Source organism: Pseudomonas sp. 2725 (assembly GCF_050434585.1).
GTDB lineage: Bacteria > Pseudomonadota > Gammaproteobacteria > Pseudomonadales > Pseudomonadaceae > Aquipseudomonas > Aquipseudomonas jessenii.
The window spans coordinates 476,737-496,676 of sequence record NZ_JBNDIV010000006.1 but is presented as its reverse complement, the minus strand read 5'-3'; the positions used below and the strand labels follow the sequence as shown (position 1 = coordinate 496,676).

The window sequence follows — 19,940 nt, the reverse complement described above, 5'->3', positions numbered from 1 at the left end:
CACATAGGAATGCGATTCCCTGTGGGAGCGAGCTTGCTCGCGATGACGTCTGAACATTCAATGACGATGCAGCGGACTACCCGACAATCCCGCGAACAATGAAGTACAACAACGAAGGCCCCAGCAAGCACCCAAGCCCGGTGTGGAAGGTCGCGGTCAGCGCGCCATAAGGCACCAGGCGCCGATCCGTCGCCGCCAAACCGGCAGTCACGCCACTGACCGTCCCGGCCAGCCCACCGAACACCATCGCCGAGCGCGGATTGTCCAGGCCCATCCAGCGCGCTGCCATCGGCGTGCCGACCATCACCAGAATCGCCTTGATCAGACCGGTGGCAATCGACAGCGCCACCACATCGGAACTGGCACCAATGGCCGCGCCGGTCACCGGCCCGACAATGTAGGTCACCGCCCCGGCACCGATGGTGGTCATGCTCACCGCATCGCGGTAACCGAAGGCCCAGGCCATGCACGCGCCGACAATAAACGGCAGCACCGTGCCCAACAGCAGCGCGATCACGCCGATCAAGCCGGCTTTTTTCGCTTCAGTGGCCTGCACCTCGAATGCCGTGGCGACGATAGCGAAGTCCCGCAGCATGGCGCCGCCCATCAGCCCGATGCCGGAAAACAGGGTCAGGTCCGCCAGGCCTTTTTGCCCGCCGGTCATCGTGCCGCCGACCCAGGCCAGTACCAGGCCGATGACGATGGCAATCGCCGAGCCGTGGATACGCCCGAAGGTCAGGCGTTTGGAGATCACTACCGACACCCACATGATCACGCCGACAAAGGCGAATGCGGTGACCAGACCGTTGTGTTCCAGACCGTTCTTGATGAGTTCCCACATATCAGCGACCTCCTGCCGGTGCGCCAACCGCCGTTACATCCACCGGTTCATCGGGCAAGGGTTCGCCTCTATGGGTCCGGCTGATCAGGGCAATGGTGCAGCCGCAGATCACCACCGAACCGATCGCTGCCAACACCGCCACCGGACCACCATGCAGCGCCGTGACCACGTTTTGTTGCGCCGCCATCGCCACCACCACCGGGATGTACATCGCGCCCCAGAAGCCGACGCCCATCTCGCAATCCTTGGTCATGCCGCCACGCTTGTGCATCCACAACCGTGCGCAAATCAGCAGGATCATCGCGATCCCGACACCGCCGACGTTTGACTTCACACCCAGCAACACCCCGAGCATGTCCCCCATGATCACCCCTGCCAGCGTACAGATCGCCAACAGCGCCACACCGTAAATAATCATTGCTGTAGTCCTCAAAGTGCATTTCGAATGTTGTTTTTGTTGTGCGAAGCCTTAAGTCAGATGATCTAAGGGTGGCGGCTTCCCTCCTCACGCATCAGCGCCTGCAAGGTGTCGAGCCGTGCACCGTCGAAGGCAATCACGGTGCCCTGCTCGAACACCCGGCGCGCCAGTCCGGTCAGCACCGCACCGGGCGGCAGTTCGATCTGTAGACGTACGCCGCGCTCGTAGCCGCTTTGTACCGTGCCGCGCCAATCGACGATGCGGCACATGTTGAAGGCCAGGTCGTCACGCAAGGCTTCAGGCTTGATCAGCGGACGCGCGCGACTGCCGCTCAGGTAGCCCATCTTCGGGGTGTGCAGCGGCACCTTGGCGAAGGCTTCGGCCAACCGTTGCGCGGGCGCCTCAAGCAATGGGCAGTGGGATGGCACGCTCACTGCCAGACGCTTGGCCAAGCCCGCTCCGCAACCTTTCGCCAACCCCGCCACCGCTTTCATCGCCGCGTCGCTACCGGCAATCACCACCTGGTTATCGGCGTTGATATTGGCCAGATAAACCGGCATTTGCGCGCTGTGCACCCGGGCCAGTAATTCTTCCACCGTGGCCAGGTCCAGACCGATGATCGCGGTCATGCCGTAGCCCTGTGGATAAGCCTGCTGCATCAACTCACCCCGCAGGCTGACCAGATGCAGCGCATCGCTGAAACCCAAGGCACCGGCCACCACCGCGGCCGGGTAAGCGCCGATCGACAAGCCGGCCACGTAGTCCGGGGCCATGCCCAACTGGCGTGAAGCAGCGACGCCGGCGATCAGCAGGCAAAGCTGAACCGCCCTCGTCGACTGCAACGCCTCGGCAGAATCCAGCTGCGTCACATCTTCACCGAGCAGGTCGCTCGCCTCGCTCAATGTCTCCCGAGGCAAACGCGCCAGCATTCCGGGCTGTTGCGCGCCCTGGCCGGGGAACACCAGCAAGCTGCTCATGCTGCTTGCTCCTGTGGATTCCACGGATCAGTCACCAGGGTGGCTTGAATGGCATTTTTCAGCAGGACCCGCGACGAAGCACCGGCCCATTCGCGCAAGGCAACGGCGCCCGACGGTGCCTGCAGTTGCAGGTCCACGCGGCACACGACGGCATCAAGAATGGCCACCAACGCCTGCGCGTCGACACGACTCAATGGACGTGGCGTACGCAGGATCAGGTCGAGGTCGCTGCCCTGGTGCAAAGCGGCAAACCCACTGGCCAACTCGAACCCGGCGCTGCCGCTGACACCCCAGACCCAGCCACTGCCATCGAGGTGCGAACGCAGTTGCGCCAAGGCACGCAGCGCCGGGAAATCGCGCTGGCCTTGAACATGGCGAAGCTCTTCCGGCTGCACCCGCCGGGTGATGGCGGCGACTTCCATCACCGCGGCAAATCGCTGTTCGCGCAACGGCCCGCGCACGCCCACGGCCACCTGCCCTGCCGCGCTCAAGGCGCGACGGACCACCACCGGCTGGCCGGCACTGATCGACTCGATCACCCACGCAGGCGCATCCGCCGGCAACTGCTGCGGGGTCATGCCCCACAGCAGGTCGTGTGCCAGTAGCGTGCTCACCACTGCGCTCTCAGCAATTGACGAACCTTGCTCGACGCCGCCCGATTGGCCGCACCCAGCCGACCGCTCAGATCACGGCCAGCGGTGGCCACATCGTCAATCGCCTGATGCAGGCACTCGGTCACCCGCGCCAGATCCGCCGCCGTCGGCTGCTCGATCTTCTCCACCGCCAAGGTTTCCCACAGCAACCCGAGGCTGGCATAGCTGTCGATGTCATAGGCCATCGGCGGCACGCTGGCAGCCAAGGCTTCGAGCTCTTCGACGCTGCGCAAGGTCACCCGCGCGGCCGACGCCTTGCCCATGGCGTGCACCATCACTCCCGGATCGCGCAGGGCGATCAAGCGATTGGCCTGATAGCCGTGGGCCAGAAACGCGCCCGACATCGCCTTGCCCACCAGCAAACCGATCACCGCATGACCGGCCAGACGGGCACGGGCATAACTGCCCGCCGCAGCGGCCAGCGCCTGATGAATGCCGAGGGCTTCCTCCCGGCGACCGTAAGCCTGGCTCGGCACGTCGACGATGGCGATCAGAGCGCGCTTGCGTGCCTTGTTTTGATCGGCGGCAATGACTTCATCCACGGCCTTGGCCAGGCCCCAGCCTTCGAGCAAACCCACTTCGCCGTTACGTGCACGGACGAAGCGGTTTTCCGGGTCGGCCACCACCGCGAGGAAACGCACAGGCTGATCGCCCAGCACGGCGTCCGCGACCTTCAGCGAAGCCGGCAAACCCTCGACCGCTTTCGCTCCGGCGCTCAAGGCGTTGAACCAGTTCAAGCCTCGCAGGGAATACGAACTCATGGGCGTTCTCCTTGGTACAGATCGCGAACCACGGACGGCTCGATTTGCGGTTCGGCATCCAGACGCGCCAACCGTTGCAGGAACAACCCGGCCTGTTGGCTACGCGGTTGCGTTGGCAATCCTTGCTGGAGTAACTCACCCACCTGCTGGCGGATCTGCGCCACGTCGTCGGCAACATAGCGATCCACCAGACCACTGGCGAAGCGTTGCTCGCCACCGGTCAGGCTCCAGATGAAGGGTCGGTCGCGGGAGTCGTACTCCTCAAGTCCGGCTTCCTGTTCGATCACCTGCGGGCCGTTCAGGCCGAGTCGCGCTTCCTGGGTCACCAACAGGTAGCTGCACAACCCGGCGGCAATCGACATGCCGCCAAAGCAACCGACGCTGCCCGCCACCACACCGACCACGGGTTGGTACTGCTGCAAATCGACAATCGCCGCGTGGATGTCGGCAATGGCCGCCAGGCCGAGGTTGGCTTCCTGCAAGCGCACACCGCCGGTTTCCAGCAGCAGTACGGCGCGGGTCGGGATACCGTTGCGGTTGTCTTCGGCGGCCAGTTCCAGCGCGCCGGCAATTTTTGCTCCGCCGACCTCACCGAGGCTGCCGCCCTGGAACGCGCCTTCGATGGCCGCGATCACCACCGGCAAACCATCGAGATTGCCCTTGGCGATCACCACGCCGTCGTCGGCTTGCGGCACCACGCCCTGGCGCGACAGCCACGGCGACATGATCCGTTGAAAGGGGTCGAGCAGTTCGCGGAAGGTGCCGGCATCGAGCAGGGCCTTGGCCCGTTGCCGGGCACCGAGTTCGACGAAGCTGTGCTTGTTGAGCAAAGATGCGCTGTCAGTCATGGCCGATCTCCTCGAAGCCCTGTTCCAGACGCAGACGCACCACGCCGGGTGTCGCGCCGAAATCGTGGATGTCGATATCCATGGCCGGGGGCGTCTGGCCGTCGAACATCCGTGCAAACAGGTGCCGCCAGCGTTGTTCGCTGCCGTTGACCGAGGTCTGCACATTGATCGTCAACTTGCCGGCCTGACCCGGTTCGATCAGCACTTCCAGATCGCCAGAGCCGACACAACCCACCAGGGTGCGACCGCGTGGCGGCTGCCCGGCGGGGAATTCAAAGGATAAGGTTTCCATCAAAACACTCCCTGGATAAGGCCGTCGCCAGACGCGATACGGTCGATGAACAGGCAGGCTGCGAGCAGGTCGGCAGCGCCACCGGGCGAGGCATTCAACGCGATGAGTTGTTGGTCCAGCTCATGCAGGCGGCGACGTCCGCCGAGGCTGGCGCTGCCGCCCGCATCGAGCACCGCCCGGGCGCCCAGTTGCATGGTGTTCAGGCCTTCTTCACCGGCGCGGTAAAGTACGCAGGTGTCGGCCAGACTCGTCATGATCGCCAACAGCGCGTCGAGCCGGGCGTTCTGCTCGCCATGACCGGCGGCGCGGCTGCGCAGCAGTTGTGGCAGTGCACGTTGGGTCACCGCCGGAAAACCCAGTTGCGCTTCTTCACGGGCGCCGCGAGCGCCGTAGCGTTGGGCGACTTGCGCACCGTGACTGAGCGGACGTGGCGCAAAACGGTCGTCGAGCAGGGCCAGCCGCGCCGCCCGCAACGCCACGCTATTGGCGTTGCAGGATTGAGGTTCCAGTGCAGCGGCAGTGATCAGCAAGCCCAAGGCCCAGATCGCCCCGCGATGGGTGTTCACCCCGCCGGTGGTGTCGAGCATGGCTTGCTCACCTTCGCGACCAATGCGGCCCACGGCTTCGCGCAGGGGCAAGCCGATCTCGCCGAACTCGATGGCGGCTTCCGCCATTTCTTTAAAGGCCGGCCACAAGGACAGAGCCGAGGCGTGCATCAGCCCCAGGTGCAAATCGGTGTGGGCGCCATTGCCGCGACGGTCGACCAGTGCCGGTTTCGGCGACAGATCAGCCTCGTCGATCAACGCATCCACTGCCAGGTCCGCCAGCCGTTCGGCCAGGCTCAGGCTCAGGCTTTTTGGTTGCAGGTTAAGTGCGTGCATTACCAGCTCCTGAACTTGGCGGGCGGGTTGTAGAGGCCACCGGACCACTCCACCAGATCGGCCACGCTTTTCGCCGCGAGCAGTTCGCGGGTGGCGTCGGTGCGGCGGATGCCGAGGTCTTCGGGCAAGGCGATCAGGCCTTCACGGCGCATGCGCGCGGTGTCCTTGGGGTTGTGACGCAGGCCGATGGCAGTCACCCCGGCGACGGCGGCGATCATCGCCTGGCGTTCTTCCAGCGAGCGCGCCTTGTACAGATAGGCGATGCCTTCTTCGGTCAACAGGTGGGTGACGTCGTCGCCGTAGACCATGATGGGCGCCAACGGCATGCCGCTTTTCTTCGCCACATCCACCGCATCGAGGGTTTCAACGAAGGTCGGTTTGCCGCCCTCCTGGAAGGTCTCGACCATCTGCACCACAAGTTTCTTGCCGCGTTCGAGCATCGGCTCGGCCACATCGGTATTGCGCATGTCGAGCCAGGCCGGCGTGCCATGGCGCCGACCGCGCGGGTCGTGGCCCATGTTCGGTGCGCCGCCGAACCCGGCCAGGCGCCCGCGGGTGACGGTGGACGAATGGCCGTCGCCATCGACTTGCAACGTCGCGCCGATGAACAGGTCCACGGCGTATTGCCCGGCCAGTTGGCTGAACATCCGGTTGGAACGCAGGGAGCCGTCGCGCCCGGTAAAGAACACATCCGGCCGCGCCGCAATATAGTTCTCCATCCCCAGCTCGGTGCCGAAGCAATGCACGCTTTCGACCCAACCGCTTTCAATCGCCGGGATCAGGGTCGGGTGCGGGTTGAGCGTCCAATTACGGCAGATCTTGCCTTTGAGGCCGAGGGATTCGCCGTAGGTCGGCAGGATCAATTCGATGGCAGCGGTGTTGAAACCGATGCCGTGGTTGAGCGACTGCACGTTGTGTTTTTCGTAGATCCCGCGAATCGCCATCATCGCCATCAGCACGTGCACAGGCTTGATGTGCCGAGGGTCGCGGGTGAACAGCGGTTCGATATAGAACGGCTTGTCGGCCACCACCACGAAGTCGACCCAGGACGCGGGGATGTCGACGCGCGGCAGGTCGCTGACGTCGTCCACCAACTGGTTGACCTGGACGATGACGATGCCGTCGCTGAAGGCCGCCGGTTCGATCAGCGCCGGGGTGTCTTCGGTGCTCGGCCCGGTGTAGATGTTGCCGGCGCGGTCGGCCATGAACCCGGCCGACAACACGACGTTGGGAATCAGGTCCACCACCAGCCGTGCGTAGAGTTCGATGTAGGTGTGGATCGCGCCGACTTCCAGCAGGCCGTCTTCGAGCAACTGGCTGATGCGCAGGCTCTGGGTGCCGGCGAAAGAGAAGTCGAGTTTGCGGGCGATACCCCGTTCGAACAGATCCAGGTGCTCGGAGCGTCCGACGCTGGGCATGATCATGTGCAGGTCATGCAGCCTCGCGGGGTCGGCCTTGGCCAGGGAGCGCGAAAGAAAATCCGCCTGCTTCTGGTTGTTGCCTTCGAGCACCACGCGGTCGCCGGGCAGAATCAGCGCTTCAAGCGCCGCGACGATGTTGTCGGTGGGCAACACCACACCGTCGGCAAGACCTCGCACCAGCTCGAGGCGCCGCTGCTTTTCGCTGCGCCGCCGCGTCCATCGCGAGTCGGGGGATATTGTTGTTGTCATGACCACTCCACGGGTTCGCTGTCGTGGGGGTCACCTTAGGAGTGTTGGTTGGGGGTATCAATCAAGCAGAGTGGTGGATCGTTACGCTCAGGGTAATGGTTGTCTGGACTGACGCCTTCGCGAGCAAGCCCGCTCCCACTTTGGAATGCGGTCCCCTGTGGGAGCGGGCTTGCTCGCGAAGAGGCCGGTGCAGTCAACGCAAGACCGCGATCAGATGGTCAATCCGGCATCCACCAACAACGCCTCCAGTGCCAACAAGTTCGGCACCTTGGCCACTTGCTCGCCCACCTGCACCGCTGCCTGCTCCAGCGGACACAACGGCACATCCACATAACTCAACTGGCTATCGAGCTTGCAGGAGCGCGGAATCCCCTGCACCAGCAGGGCGATGAATTTCAGCTCGGGGCGCCCGCCCAGGGCGTTGAGAATGACGATCCGCGCGCGTTCGCCGATGACGATTTTCTGCGCGCATGCCGACTCGAAACTCAGCAGCGGAATCTGCCGGTCACGCCATGTCACCAGGCCCAGGTACCACGGCGGCGTGTCGAGGTCGAACGTCCCCGGCTGCTGGTAATCGATCAGCTCGGCAACGGCGACGTTGGGCAGGATCAGGTTGCGGTCGGCCAACGGCAGCAGCAGGCCGGTGAGGTTGCTGGTGCGGTGCTCAAGCATGGGTCTTGCTCCACAAGGCGATGCTTTCGAGCAGCACCGATTCCTGGTACGGCTTGCCAAGGTAGTCGTTGACGCCAATGGCCATGGCGCGATCGCGGTGTTTCTGTCCGGTGCGGGAGGTGATCATGATGATCGGCAGGTGTTGCAGGCGTTCGTCGTTGCGCACCTGGGTCGCGACTTCGAAGCCATCCATGCGCGGCATCTCGATGTCCAGCAGCATCAGGTCGGGCATGTGCTCTTCCAGCAGCAGCATGGCATCGACTCCGTCCTTGGCGGTCAGCACGCTCATACCGTGGCGTTCGAGCAAGCGGCTGGTGACCTTGCGCACGGTGACCGAGTCGTCGACCACCATCACCAGCAGCGGCCGATGCGGTTCGACCTCGACCTCTTGCCCCGCCGGACGCTGGGGCACACGGGCCTGCATGGCGCGGATCGGCGCCAGCAAATCCAGAATCAGCACCACCCGGCCGTCCCCGAGAATCGTCGCCCCGGATACCCCTTGCACCGCCGCAAATTGCGGCCCCAGGCTCTTGACCACGATTTCGCGAGTGCCGGCCATGGCATCCACCAGCACCGCGATGTGCCGTTCGTTGCACTGCACCAGCAACACCGGCAATGGCAGGCTCTGGCCCAACAGCTTCGGGCGCGGGCTGGTTTTCAGCAGCTCACCCAGATAGCACAGCTCGTAATGTTGGCCGGCGTATTCGTAGGTTGGCGAATCGAAGCGGAAATACCCTTCGAGTTCATTGGGCAGAACGCGAACAATGCCGTCGATGGTATTGAGCGGGATCGCGTATTGGTCCTCACCGCACTGCACCATCAACGCCCGGTTGACCGATACGGTAAACGGCAGGCGAATGCGGAAATGCACGCCCTGCCCGGGCACCGAGTCGATGCTCATGGTGCCGCCCAGTTGTCGCACCTCTTCGTGCACCACGTCCATGCCGACGCCGCGCCCGGAGATCTGGGTGATTTTTTCGGCGGTGGAAAACCCCGGTTGCAGGATGAACTGCAACACGTCGTGATCACTGATGATGCTGTCCGGGGCGAGCAGGCCGCGCTTGATCGCCTTGCGCCGCACCGCGTCCAGCGGTACACCGGCGCCGTCGTCGCGGATGTCGAAAATGATGTCGCCGCCTTCGCGCAGCAGATCGAGGGTGATTTTCCCCTTGGCCGGCTTCCCCGCCGCCAACCGCACTTCAACGGACTCCAGGCCATGGTCGACGGCGTTGCGCAGCATGTGTTCCAGCGGCGCGGCCATGCGTTCAAGAACGTTGCGATCCATCTCGCCTTCGGCGTTGTCGACGATGAAGTCCACGTCCTTGCCCAGTTCGCTGGACACCTGCCGGACGATGCGCTGCAAACGCGGGAGCATGCGTTCGAACGGCACCATGCGCGTGCGCATCAGGCCTTCCTGCAATTCGGTGTTGATGCGGCCCTGCTGTTGCAGGAGGTTTTCCGTGTCCTGATTGCGTCGTTCGAGGGTTTCCTTGAGGTCGAGCAAGTCAGAAGCCGACTCGAACAGTGCCCGGGACAGTTGCTGCAACTGTGAGTGGCGGTCCATTTCCAGCGGGTCGAATTCCTCGTAGCCCAGGCGTTCGGCCTCGACTTGCTGGCGGCTGAGAATCCGCCCCTGGGTTTCGGTATCGAGGCGGCGCAACTGGTCGCGCATCCGCTCGATAGTGGTCTCCATCTCATTCAGGGCGATGTGCGCATCGTTGACCTGTTGTTCGATTCGGCCACGGAAGATCGATGTTTCACCGGCCAGGTTGACCAGATCGTCGAGCAGCTCCGCCGAGACCTTGACCATGTCCGCGCCGGCATCGGACGGCGGCGCCAGCGGCTCGGGCTTGGGCGTGGCCGACGGCGCAACCGACGCGGGCGTTTCCGGCACGGCCGGATGCCTAAAGTTCTTGATCGCATCGATCAAGCGATCGGCCGGCGGCATCGGCTCACCGGCGCGGGCCGCATCGAGCATCTGCGCCAGGCGGTCATGGCTGCGCTGCAACAGCGCGAACAACGGCTCCGTCGGTTGCAGCACGCCGGTGGACAGGCCTTCGTAGAGGAACTCCAGTTCATGGGCCAGATCACCAATCGCGGCGATTTCCACCATGCGCGCACCGCCCTTGAGGGTGTGCAGATCGCGCAGCAGGGTTTCCACTTCCTGACGACTCGAAGGCTGGGCCTGCCAGCGCTCAAGCGCCGCCCCGGAGCTTTCGATAATGTCGAAACCTTCCTCGAGAAAGATCTCCAGCAATTCAGTATCGTGCACAGCCGCGTCGCTGCCGGTCGCCTGCCGGGTCCCCTCGGCGACACCCGCATGCCCTTGACGGTAGGCACGAATGGCTTCGATCAGCTCACGGGAATCGTCCAGCGGCTGGTTGAGTTGCAACTGTTCAAGGTACAACGCCAGTCGCTCATGGCTCTGTTTGAGCAGCACCGCCAGTGAATCGCTGAAGGCATAACGACGGTCCACCAGACCCTGGTAAAGGCTTTCCAGCTCATGGGCCAGATCGCCGACCGACCCGACCCCGGCCATGCGTGCACCGCCTGTGAGGGTGTGCAAATCCCGTTGCAGGGACGACAGCGGCGCGGCGTTGTCCGAGTCGCGCAACCAGCGCTGCAAGGCCTGACCGGCGCTTTCGAGGATATCCACCGCTTCTTCAAGGAAGATCGCAACGATTTCCTCGTCCAGCTCGCGCCCCTCTCCTGTAGGAGCCAGCTCGCTCGCGATAGGCGTTAACGATGACGCGTTGTCATTGGATAAGCGCGGCGCATTTGAGTCCATCGCGAGCGAGCTCGCTCCTACAGGGGCAGGGGGTAGCGTGCGCTCAAGTTCCTCGGTGGCAGAACCCAGTTCGCGGATGCTCAGGCTTCGGCTGCCATCGCTGCGGATCAAGCCCATTGCCGACGGGTCAAGGCTCTCGTCGAGCAGCTCGCGCAAGGCCCTGATCCGTAGCGGCTGCGGGCTGACTTCCTGCCCGGCGGCCAGTTCGTCGAGCATGTTGATCAGTGCTTCGTGGGCACCCTGTGCTTCATGGAAAAACCGCTCGCTGACCGCCAGGCTGCTTTCTTCCACGGCACCGTACAGGTCGAGCAACGCTTCGCACAACTCGTCCACCGGGTGCAGGTCGGCCAGATGGGCGCCTTCGCCGAGGGTGGTCAATTCGTCCAGCAGCGCGCTGAGCTCCTGACGTTCGCCGGGGTGTTGCTGCCAACGTTGCAACAGGCTTTCGGCGTCCAGCAGGATGTCCATGCCCTGGGCGAGGAAGTTGTTGATCAGTTGCGGGTCGCGCTTGATTCGCAGCCCGGTGTTCGGTGTGCTCAGGAGGTTTTCCAGGCGCTCGGCCAGCTGCGCCCTGGCTCGCTCGGTCAAACCCCGGGCACCGGGAATTTCCGCCAGCGGATCGCGCTTGAGCTGGCGCAAGCCGAGGCGAAACAGTCCTTCTGCCTCCAGTAACAATTCGACTTCATCCAGATCCAGTGCGATCAGGTGCGCCTTGTATTCCCGAGCCAGTTGATCCAGCGGTGCGGCCAGTTCGGCAATCGGCAACACGCCCGCCATCGAGGCGCTGCCCTTGAGGGTGTGCAACGCGCGCTGCAATTCGTCGCTGGCCTGCAACGGCACATGCTCGGCGGCCTGATCAAGGAAGCGATTGAGGCTGCCCAAGTGGGTTTCGGCCTCTTTGCGAAAGATCTCCAGCAACAGCGGGTCGAGGGCCGCGACATCTTGCGTATCCTCATCGGACACCGGTTCATCGCCCTTGGCCAGGGCATGGGCGCGGGCGGCCAACTGATCGACATCGTTGCGCTGACGCTGGGCATTGGCGGCGTATTCAGCCACCAGCTCCGGCAGCAGATGCAGCACATCGCCGATCAGTTGCTGCACCGTAGCGCCCGGCTCCACACTGTTCTCCAGTACGCGATTGAGCAGGTTTTCCACGGCCCAGGCCAGCTCGCCCAGCACCAGGGCGCGCACCATGCGGCCACTGCCCTTGAGGGTATGGAAGGCGCGGCGCAACTCACTCAGGGCCGAGCGGTTGTCTGGGTTGGCGGACCAGCGCGGCAAGTAATCGCGCAGGATTTCCAGGACTTCGTCGGTTTCTTCGAGGAACACTTCGCGCAGTTCTTCGTCCACCGGCTCTTCGCCTGCGGGTGGCGGCAGCAGGCTGCCCGGAGTGTTCAGCGCGGGCGGATTCAGAGTCGAAACCGGACTGGCGAGCACATCGGCCAAGGTCTGGACGACCTGTGGATCCTCCAGCTCCTGCATCATCTGCATGACCTGCGCCTGGGTCGGGTTGAGCACATCATCAAGCACTGGCACATGCTGCTCACTGGGGAAAAAACCGAGGTTCGCCAGGCTTTTTTCCGCGACATCGAGCAGGTTTTCGCCCTGCGCTTGCGGGTCATCACCGAGGCGTTCGAGATAGTACTCGATGCTGGTGATCACATCGGCCAGGCTGTCCAGTTCCTGCCAGCCCGGTTGACCCGGCTCGAGCAACAGGTGCTCGCGAATAAAGTGGTTGCAGGTTTCGACCAGGCTCGCCGCCCGGCTCAACGGAATCATCGCCAGCGCCCCGCGCACCTGGGTGAGCAAGGCCGGCAGCGCCTGCAAGTGCTGGCGGTCCCAATCGGCGTCGATGTAGTCGACGATCATGTCCTTGGCCTGCTGCAAACAGATACGGGCCTCCTTGATCACGATCTGATGGATCTGCGTCAGGTCGGTGGTGGGCAGGCGGTTGTCGTCCTGGCTCTCCGGCTCCACGGTACCGACCATGCCGGCCAGCGTCGCTTCGACGTACAACAAGGCCCCTGCAACGTCCATGAGGATCGCATCGTTGGGTTCGCGCTGGCCCTGAGCGAGGCTGAGCACCACCGCCAATTGATCGATGATCACCTTGCGCGGCTGGCCGAAGCCCAGGACCGCCAGGGTGTCGGCGATTTGCCGCAGCGGCGCCAGCAGGCTGTCGAGGTCGGAAGTGTGCTGGCGGTCACTGCGCACGAACAGGTCCAGGCGCTCCTTGACCCGCACCAGCTCTTCGCACAGCGCAGCCAGCACCGAGCGCATGGCGTCGCGGTCGGGACCGGCCAGGCGCGCGCGTTCTTCATCGACCATCACGCTGTCGGGCAGCGCGTCGTCCAGTGAGTAGCGTTCTTTCATGGTCAGCATCTGCCCGGTGGGATGTTCGGCCTTGGCAATATAGAAGAGCAAACTCTTGAGCAGCTCCGGCGGGGCCGGCTGGTTGATGCCGGGCATGCCTTGTTCGAGCAGGCGCTTGAGTTCCTTGTCGGCATCCTTGAACAGGCTGCGCAAGGCCGGGCTATTGGCGATCGCACCGCCCTGCATGCCTTCGACCAGCGCCGATGCCACCTGCCATAACGGGCTCAGGGGGGCGTTGTCGCACAGTGCTTCAAGGCGGGTGAATACCTTGGCCAGGTAATCGAGGTTGGTGTCGTTGTCCTGTTCGCGCAAAAATCCGACCAGCGCCATTTGCAGCATCTGCCGCAGCTTTCGCAGCACACCGGGCAATTCGGCCGGTTCCAACTGCGTAAGCGCTTGTGCGTCCAACGCTGGCAACTCGGGCAATTGCGGGCTGAACAGGCTGGTTTCCGACAGCAGGCTTTCGCCGCGGGCGCTGCGCAGATCGTTGATCAGTGGCAACACCACCAGTGGCAGGTCGCGGCGCGCGCCTTGCACCCGGTCCAGGTAGATCGGCAACTGCCCCAGGGCCTGCATCAACAGGTGCAACGCCTCGTCGCGATGGCTGACACGGTTGCCCTGCAAGGCCATGGCCAGCTGTTCCATTTCTTCGGCGAGCAACGCCGCGCCGTAGAACTCGACCATCTGCAAACTGCCGTGAACCTGATGGATGCACGAAAGGCTTGCATCCAGCGCTTGCGTCGCCTGCGGGTCATCGAGCAGGTTTTCAATCGCGTGATGAGCCTGTTTCAGCGTTTCGGCAATCTCGCCCTTGACCCACTCGAGGGCCACATAGTCGTGCCGATCACCCATAACCACTCCAATCACAATTCAGATACCCATGGGCGGTTCAAGCTTTGTCCACAACCTGCGCCTTGGCATCCGGCAAGGTGAAACCGGACACCGAACGACGCAACTGACTGGCCATTTTCGCCAGGTTGCCGATGCTGTCGGCCGTAGCGGTGGAACCCGACGATGTCTGCGAGGTGATCTGCTGGATCACGTTCATTGTCAGGGAAATCTGACCGGCCGACGACGTCTGCTGTTGCGCCGCATTGGAAATACTCTGGATCAACGCCGCTAGAGTCTTGGAGACGCCTTCGATTTCTTCCAGGGCCACACCGGCATCCTGCGCCAGACGGGCGCCACGCACCACTTCGGTCGTCGTTTGTTCCATGGAGATGACCGCTTCGTTGGTATCGGTCTGGATCGCCCGCACCAGGGTTTCGATCTGCCGGGTGGCGGCGGACGAGCGCTCGGCCAGGCGCTGCACTTCATCGGCGACCACGGCGAAACCGCGACCGGCGTCACCGGCCATGGACGCCTGGATGGCCGCGTTGAGGGCCAGGATATTGGTCTGATCGGCAATGTCATCGATCAGGCTGACAATGTCACCGATTTCCTGGGAAGACTCACCCAGGCGCTTGATGCGTTTGGCGGTGTCCTGAATCTGCTCGCGAATGTTGTCCATGCCGTGGATGGTGTTGTGCACCACCTCGTTGCCCTTGTTGGCGATTTCCACCGAGCGTTCGGCAACCGCCGAAGATTCCGCCGCGTTGGCCGACACCTGGTCGATGGACTCGGCCATGTCGTTGATCGCCATCGACGCTTCGGAAATCTGCTGGGCCTGATGTTCCGAAGCTTGGGCCAGGTGCATGGCAGTGGCCTGGGTTTCCTGCACGGCGGCGGCAACCTGGCCGGCGGTGAGGTTGATGGTCGCGACCAAATCGCGCAACTGGTCGACGGAGTAATTGATCGAGTCGGCGATGGTGCCGGTAAAGTCTTCGGTTACCGAGGCCGTCACTGTGAGGTCGCCGTCGGCCAGGTCTTCGATCTCGTCGAGCAAGCGCATGATCGCGTTCTGGTTACGCTCGTTTTTCTCGGCGGTTTCGCGCAACTGACGATTGGTTTCGCGCACCATCACCAAACCGATCAGGATGATCGAAGCCAGCGCCAACAGGCCCAGCACATAGCCGCCAATGGTGTCGGTGGTTCGCCCGCCGACCATGTTTTCAAAACCGCTGGCCAGGTGTGAGGCTTCGTCGAGCAGGGTTTGCGACAGGCTGAAAATGTTCGAGGCCGATTCGCGGACCTTGAACAGTTCCGGCGAGGTTTCGAGGATCTCGTCCACCGAGCCCGAGACGAACTCGAACAGCTCGGAGATTTCCGCGAGTCGCGCACGGGCGTCGCGGTCTTCGACCTGGCTGACCTTGAGCGCCGGGTCGCCCTGGAGCATGCCGTTGAGCACCTTGCCGAACTGCGTTGCGTCACGCCCGAACGCATCGGCGGCCTGCTGTGAATTTTCGTCGCCGGCCAACACCGTGTTGACCGCGCCGAGGATTCGCTCGGCCAGCAGCGATTGGCGCTGAGCCATGGCCACCTGGGCCGCCGGGGCGCCCCGTTGCAGGAGAGTCTCGACGACTTTCTCGTACTCGACCTGCAATTGCGGCACGGTTTCGGCCAGGGTCGCGGCGACCTGATGCAGCGACAGTACGGTTTGCTCGCTGGAGAGAATCGCATCGGTGTTCTTCAGCAGCCGCTCCCAGTCCTGTTGCACCGCGCGCATCTCCGGACGCACGGTGGCGGGGGCCGGCGGCAGGCCCGTGGCCGGGTCACCCTTCTTCAGAAAACCCCAGCGCCGGGCAAAATCGTTGCGCGCATCGCTGAGCAACTTGAACGCGGCAGCCTTGCCGGCGGCGGCTTCGGTGGCGTTCTTGGCGATACGCTGGGACAGCACGCGCAGTTCGCCGGCGTGGCCGATGTACTGTTTGTCGTAGATAGCCTGGGTGTTGAGGTACGCGAAGTTGGCGAACAGCAGCATGATGAAGACGATCAGCGCGATGAACAGCACGATAATCTGCGACCGGCTGCGCGACCCTTCCATTGGCTTGCCTGCTTTTGCTTTTATCATCGGTCCTCGCCTGTTAACCCACACCTTCCAAGACTTGCCGAGGAACCTGTGGGAGCGAGCTTGCTCGCGATAGCGGTGTGTCAGTCGACATTAATGCTGGCTGCAAGTCCGTCATCGCGAGCAAGCTCGCTCCCACAAGGTTCTCTGTTGCTCCAACTACACCGCGACGCTCATGAACCCCTGGGACTGCGTCAACGCAAACGGGCTGAACACCTGCCAGCACTGCTCACGCTGAAACCGGCCTTTGACGAACGTCGCCACCGGCCCCTTCAATTCGTCTGCCGGCACCGGCTCCAGGCTGTCCTGGGCAAAGTGCTGGAGGCCGAAGACTTCATCGACCAGCAACCCGGCGAACACCTCTTCATGTTCCACCACCAATACCCGCCGCTGTCGGCGCACCGCCGAAAGCTCGTGCCCGAAGAAGCCGCACAAGTCCATGACCGGCAGCAAACGTCCGCGCAGGTTGGCGACACCCTTGACCCAGGGTTTGACCCCTGGTAGCTGAGTGCAGCGCGGCTCGTGCAAGACTTCGCTGACTTCGCTCATGGGCGCGACATACCAGTGCTCGCCCAGGCGAAAACCGATGCCGCTCCAACTGTCCCGCCGGGCCGGCTGGGACGGCAAGTCCGCCGCCAGCAAACGACAGCGCTGGTCGATCTGCAGCAGCAGTTCGAAAGCCGTCAGCGACTCGTTCATGGTCTGACGATCAACCGGCCAGCACGTTGTTCAGGGTCTTGATCAGGGTGTCTTCATCGACCGGCTTGGTCAGGTAGTCCTTGGCGCCCTGGCGCGTGCCCCAGACTTTGTCGGTTTCCTGATCCTTGGTGGTGATGATGATCACCGGGATGTGCCCGGTTTCCGGGTCCTTGGTCAACTGGCGGGTGGCCTGGAAGCCATTGAGGCCAGGCATGACGATGTCCATCAGCACCGCATCGGGCTTTTCCTGGCGGGCCAGGGCCACGCCGTCGGCACCGTTTTCGGCTTTCAACACTTCATGACCGTGCTTTTCCAGCATGCCGGTCAGTTTGTACATTTCGGTCGGCGAATCATCGACGATCAGAATACGTGCCATGGTCTTCCCCATTCTTGTCGACGCCTGGCCCGATGGCCGAGCGTCACTGTGCGTGTCCTACTGCGGCAAAACGGCGGCGAAGCCAGGAACATGGGCCTGGATCGCATCAAGCAATTCTTCCTTGCTGAAAGGCTTGGTCAAAAACTGGTCGGAGCCGACGATGCGCCCCTTGGCCTTGTCGAACAGCCCGTCCTTGGACGACAGCATAATCACTGGCGTGGACTTGAACGCGCTGTTGTTCTTGATCAGGGCGCAGGTCTGATAACCATCCAGGCGCGGCATCATGATGTCGACAAAGATGATGCCGGGATGGTTGTCGACAATCTTGGCCAGGGCATCAAAACCGTCGATGGCCGTGATGACCTCACAACCCACGTTCTTGAGCAGCGTTTCGGCGGTGCGACGGATCGTCTTCGAATCGTCGATCACCATGACCTTCAAGGCGCTGGGGTGCTGTTCCATAAAATGCTCTACCGTCGCCTTTGCGAAACAAATTGTCCGTTTGCCGGTTAACGCGGCGCGAAACCCTTGGTGCTCAAGGGCCGGCACGACATGGCAGCCTTTTTAGCACAGTCTCCAACACCAATCTATCGGCCGACCCGCAAGGTGGTTTTTCCTTGACCGGGAACACACTCAGCGCCACTCTGACGCCACTTTTATACGGCCCTTTGTAGGAGCGAGCTCGCTCGCGATGGTCGCTAACGATGACGCGTGCTGGCTGGATGAACGCGGTGCTCTGACATCCATCGCGAGCAGGCTCGCTCCTACAGATCGACACAAGCCCCCAAATTTTCGAGGAAAACCCAATGAGCGTTCGCGTCGGGATTGTCATGGACCCTATCGCCAGCATTTCCTATAAAAAGGATAGCTCGCTGGCCATGCTGCTGGCCGCGCAGAAGCGTGGCTGGGAGCTGTTCTACATGGAACAGCGCGACCTGTATCAAGGCGAAGGCCAGGCCCGGGCCCGGATGCGCCCGCTGCAGGTTTTTGCGAACCCGGAAAAATGGTTCGAACTGGGCGCCGAAAGCGACGCGCTGCTGAGCGATCTGGACGTGATCCTGATGCGCAAGGATCCGCCGTTCGACCTGGAGTTCGTCTACTCCACTTATTTGCTGGAACAAGCCGAGCGCGCCGGCGTGCTGGTGGTCAACAAGCCGCAAAGCCTGCGCGACTGCAACGAGAAGCTGTTCGCCACGCTGTTCCCGCAGTGCACGCCGCCGACCGTGGTCAGCCGCCGCGCCGACGTGTTGCGTGAGTTCGCCGCCAAACACGGCGATGTGATCCTCAAGCCGCTGGACGGCATGGGCGGCACGTCGATTTTCCGTCACCGCGCGGGCGATCCGAACCTGTCGGTGATCCTCGAAACCCTGACCGCCCTCGGCGCCCAGCAGATCATGGGCCAGGCCTACCTGCCGGCGATCAAGGATGGCGACAAGCGCATCCTGATGATCGATGGCGAGCCTGTGGATTATTGCCTGGCGCGGATTCCGGCCCAGGGCGAAACCCGTGGCAACCTCGCTGCCGGGGGGCGTGGCGAAGCCCGCCCGCTGACCGACAAGGACCGCTGGATCGCCGCACAAGTCGGCCCGACCTTACGTGAAAAAGGCCTGTTGTTCGTTGGCCTGGACGTGATCGGCGAGCACCTGACCGAGATCAACGTCACCAGCCCGACCTGCATTCGCGAGATTGATAACGCGTTTGGCACCGACATCGGCGGCATGCTGATGGATGCCATCGATCAGAAGCTCAAGGCACGTTGATTAGCCAAACCAACATTGCGTTATCATGCGCGGCCTGTGAAAACGCGATGTTGGTTTCCTTGTCATGACACTCCCGTCCGATCTGCCTGCCGAACTCGCCCACCGTGGCGTGCGCCCGGTCGATCGCCTCGGTTTTACCCTGTTTCTGGCAGCGCTGATCCACCTGGCCTTGCTGTTGGGTGTCGGGTTTGCAGTGGTCGAGCCCAAACAGATCAGCAAAACCCTGGAAATCACCCTCGCCACCTTCAAAAGCGAAAAAAAGCCCGAGAAAGCCGATTTCCTGGCCCAGGAGAATCAGCAAGGTAGCGGCACCCTGGATAAAAAGGCGATTCCCAAGACCACCGAGGTCGCGCCGTTCCAGGACAACAAGGTACAAAAAGTCACTCCACCGCCGGCTGCCAAGCCTGAAGTGCAGGAAGCCCCGCCCAAGGCTGCCGTGACCACCGTGGCGCCGAAGCCGAAAAAAGCCCCCGCCAAGACCGAGGAGCCCAAGACCGAGGTAAAAACCCAGGTCCAGGCGCCGACCTTCGACAGCGAGCAACTGTCCAGCGACATCGCCAGCCTGGAAGCGGAACTGGCCGCCGAACAACAGCTGTACGCCAAGCGCCCGCGCATTCACCGCTTGAGCGCGGCCTCGACCATGCGCGACAAGGGCGCTTGGTACAAGGACGAATGGCGCAAGAAAGTCGAGCGCATCGGCAACCTCAACTACCCCGACGAAGCGCGGCGCAAACAGATCTATGGCAACTTGCGCCTGATGGTGTCGATCAACCGTGATGGCTCGTTGTATGAAGTGCTGGTGCTGGAATCTTCAGGCCAGCCGCTGCTGGACCAGGCGGCGCAACGGATCGTCCGGCTGGCGGCACCGTTTGCACCGTTTACCGGGGATTTGTCGGATATTGACCGGCTGGAGATTATCCGCACCTGGAAATTTGCCCGCGGCGATCGCCTCTCCAGTAACTGACCACACACCCCCACCTGTAG

At 62.9% G+C, this 19,940-nt stretch carries 17 protein-coding genes; 2 read left to right on the top strand and 15 right to left on the bottom strand.

The window, feature by feature from the left end:
* Window positions 1–76: 76 nt before the first annotated feature.
* The 15 genes from madM to pilG form a co-directional block, all read right to left on the bottom strand.
* A complete protein-coding gene (madM, locus tag ABIE16_RS20055) occupies window positions 77–841 on the bottom strand; it encodes a malonate transporter subunit MadM (RefSeq protein WP_057712938.1) in 765 nt (254 codons plus the stop codon).
* A gap of 1 nt (window position 842) precedes the next feature.
* On the bottom strand, window positions 843–1,259 hold the full coding sequence (gene madL / locus ABIE16_RS20050; RefSeq protein WP_154909919.1) for a malonate transporter subunit MadL: 417 nt from the start codon (window positions 1,257–1,259) through the stop codon (window positions 843–845).
* A 65-nt stretch (window positions 1,260–1,324) separates the two neighbouring features.
* Window positions 1,325–2,236, bottom strand: coding sequence for a malonate decarboxylase subunit epsilon (gene mdcH, locus ABIE16_RS20045; protein ID WP_429521782.1), 912 nt, complete (start codon window positions 2,234–2,236; stop codon window positions 1,325–1,327).
* Window positions 2,233–2,853 carry a malonate decarboxylase holo-ACP synthase gene (locus tag ABIE16_RS20040; protein ID WP_429521781.1) on the bottom strand — a complete coding sequence of 207 codons (621 nt, stop codon included), beginning with the start codon at window positions 2,851–2,853 and terminating at the stop codon, window positions 2,233–2,235. Before ABIE16_RS20040 ends, mdcH begins: the two co-directional genes overlap by 4 nt.
* Window positions 2,847–3,650: a biotin-independent malonate decarboxylase subunit gamma gene (mdcE, locus tag ABIE16_RS20035; RefSeq protein WP_429521780.1), complete on the bottom strand. Its 804-nt coding sequence runs from the start codon at window positions 3,648–3,650 to the stop codon at window positions 2,847–2,849. Before mdcE ends, ABIE16_RS20040 begins: the two co-directional genes overlap by 7 nt.
* The gene (locus ABIE16_RS20030; RefSeq protein ID WP_429521779.1) at window positions 3,647–4,498 is read right to left on the bottom strand and encodes a biotin-independent malonate decarboxylase subunit beta; all 852 of its coding nucleotides are present in this window, start codon (window positions 4,496–4,498) and stop codon (window positions 3,647–3,649) included. Before ABIE16_RS20030 ends, mdcE begins: the two co-directional genes overlap by 4 nt.
* A complete protein-coding gene (locus ABIE16_RS20025) occupies window positions 4,491–4,790 on the bottom strand; it encodes a malonate decarboxylase subunit delta (RefSeq protein WP_057712932.1) in 300 nt (99 codons plus the stop codon). Before ABIE16_RS20025 ends, ABIE16_RS20030 begins: the two co-directional genes overlap by 8 nt.
* On the bottom strand, window positions 4,790–5,671 hold the full coding sequence (locus ABIE16_RS20020; protein ID WP_090451929.1) for a triphosphoribosyl-dephospho-CoA synthase: 882 nt from the start codon (window positions 5,669–5,671) through the stop codon (window positions 4,790–4,792). The genes ABIE16_RS20025 and ABIE16_RS20020 overlap by 1 nt, the downstream gene beginning before the upstream one ends.
* A complete protein-coding gene (gene mdcA, locus ABIE16_RS20015) occupies window positions 5,671–7,341 on the bottom strand; it encodes a malonate decarboxylase subunit alpha (protein WP_154947419.1) in 1,671 nt (556 codons plus the stop codon). The genes ABIE16_RS20020 and mdcA overlap by 1 nt, the downstream gene beginning before the upstream one ends.
* Before the next feature lie 210 nt (window positions 7,342–7,551).
* A complete protein-coding gene (locus tag ABIE16_RS20010) occupies window positions 7,552–8,013 on the bottom strand; it encodes a chemotaxis protein CheW (protein ID WP_218494701.1) in 462 nt (153 codons plus the stop codon).
* Window positions 8,006–14,026: an Hpt domain-containing protein gene (locus tag ABIE16_RS20005; RefSeq protein WP_429521778.1), complete on the bottom strand. Its 6,021-nt coding sequence runs from the start codon at window positions 14,024–14,026 to the stop codon at window positions 8,006–8,008. The genes ABIE16_RS20010 and ABIE16_RS20005 overlap by 8 nt, the downstream gene beginning before the upstream one ends.
* A 37-nt stretch (window positions 14,027–14,063) precedes the next feature.
* Entirely contained in the window at window positions 14,064–16,124 is a 2,061-nt protein-coding gene (locus ABIE16_RS20000) for a methyl-accepting chemotaxis protein (protein WP_057712927.1), read from the bottom strand.
* A gap of 156 nt (window positions 16,125–16,280) precedes the next feature.
* Window positions 16,281–16,820, bottom strand: a complete 540-nt coding sequence (locus tag ABIE16_RS19995) for a chemotaxis protein CheW (protein ID WP_090451935.1) — start codon at window positions 16,818–16,820, stop codon at window positions 16,281–16,283.
* Between the two features lie 10 nt (window positions 16,821–16,830).
* A complete protein-coding gene (gene pilH, locus ABIE16_RS19990) occupies window positions 16,831–17,196 on the bottom strand; it encodes a twitching motility response regulator PilH (RefSeq protein WP_007897961.1) in 366 nt (121 codons plus the stop codon).
* Window positions 17,197–17,253: 57 nt separating this feature from the next.
* The gene (pilG, locus tag ABIE16_RS19985; RefSeq protein ID WP_090451937.1) at window positions 17,254–17,658 is read right to left on the bottom strand and encodes a twitching motility response regulator PilG; all 405 of its coding nucleotides are present in this window, start codon (window positions 17,656–17,658) and stop codon (window positions 17,254–17,256) included.
* A gap of 344 nt (window positions 17,659–18,002) precedes the next feature.
* Between pilG and gshB the strand changes: the two genes are divergently transcribed.
* Together gshB and ABIE16_RS19975 are read left to right on the top strand one after the other, a co-directional pair.
* Window positions 18,003–18,956: a glutathione synthase gene (gene gshB, locus ABIE16_RS19980; RefSeq protein WP_150814825.1), complete on the top strand. Its 954-nt coding sequence runs from the start codon at window positions 18,003–18,005 to the stop codon at window positions 18,954–18,956.
* Between the two features lie 64 nt (window positions 18,957–19,020).
* The gene (locus ABIE16_RS19975) at window positions 19,021–19,920 is read left to right on the top strand and encodes an energy transducer TonB (protein ID WP_057712923.1); all 900 of its coding nucleotides are present in this window, start codon (window positions 19,021–19,023) and stop codon (window positions 19,918–19,920) included.
* Window positions 19,921–19,940: the final 20 nt, after the last annotated feature.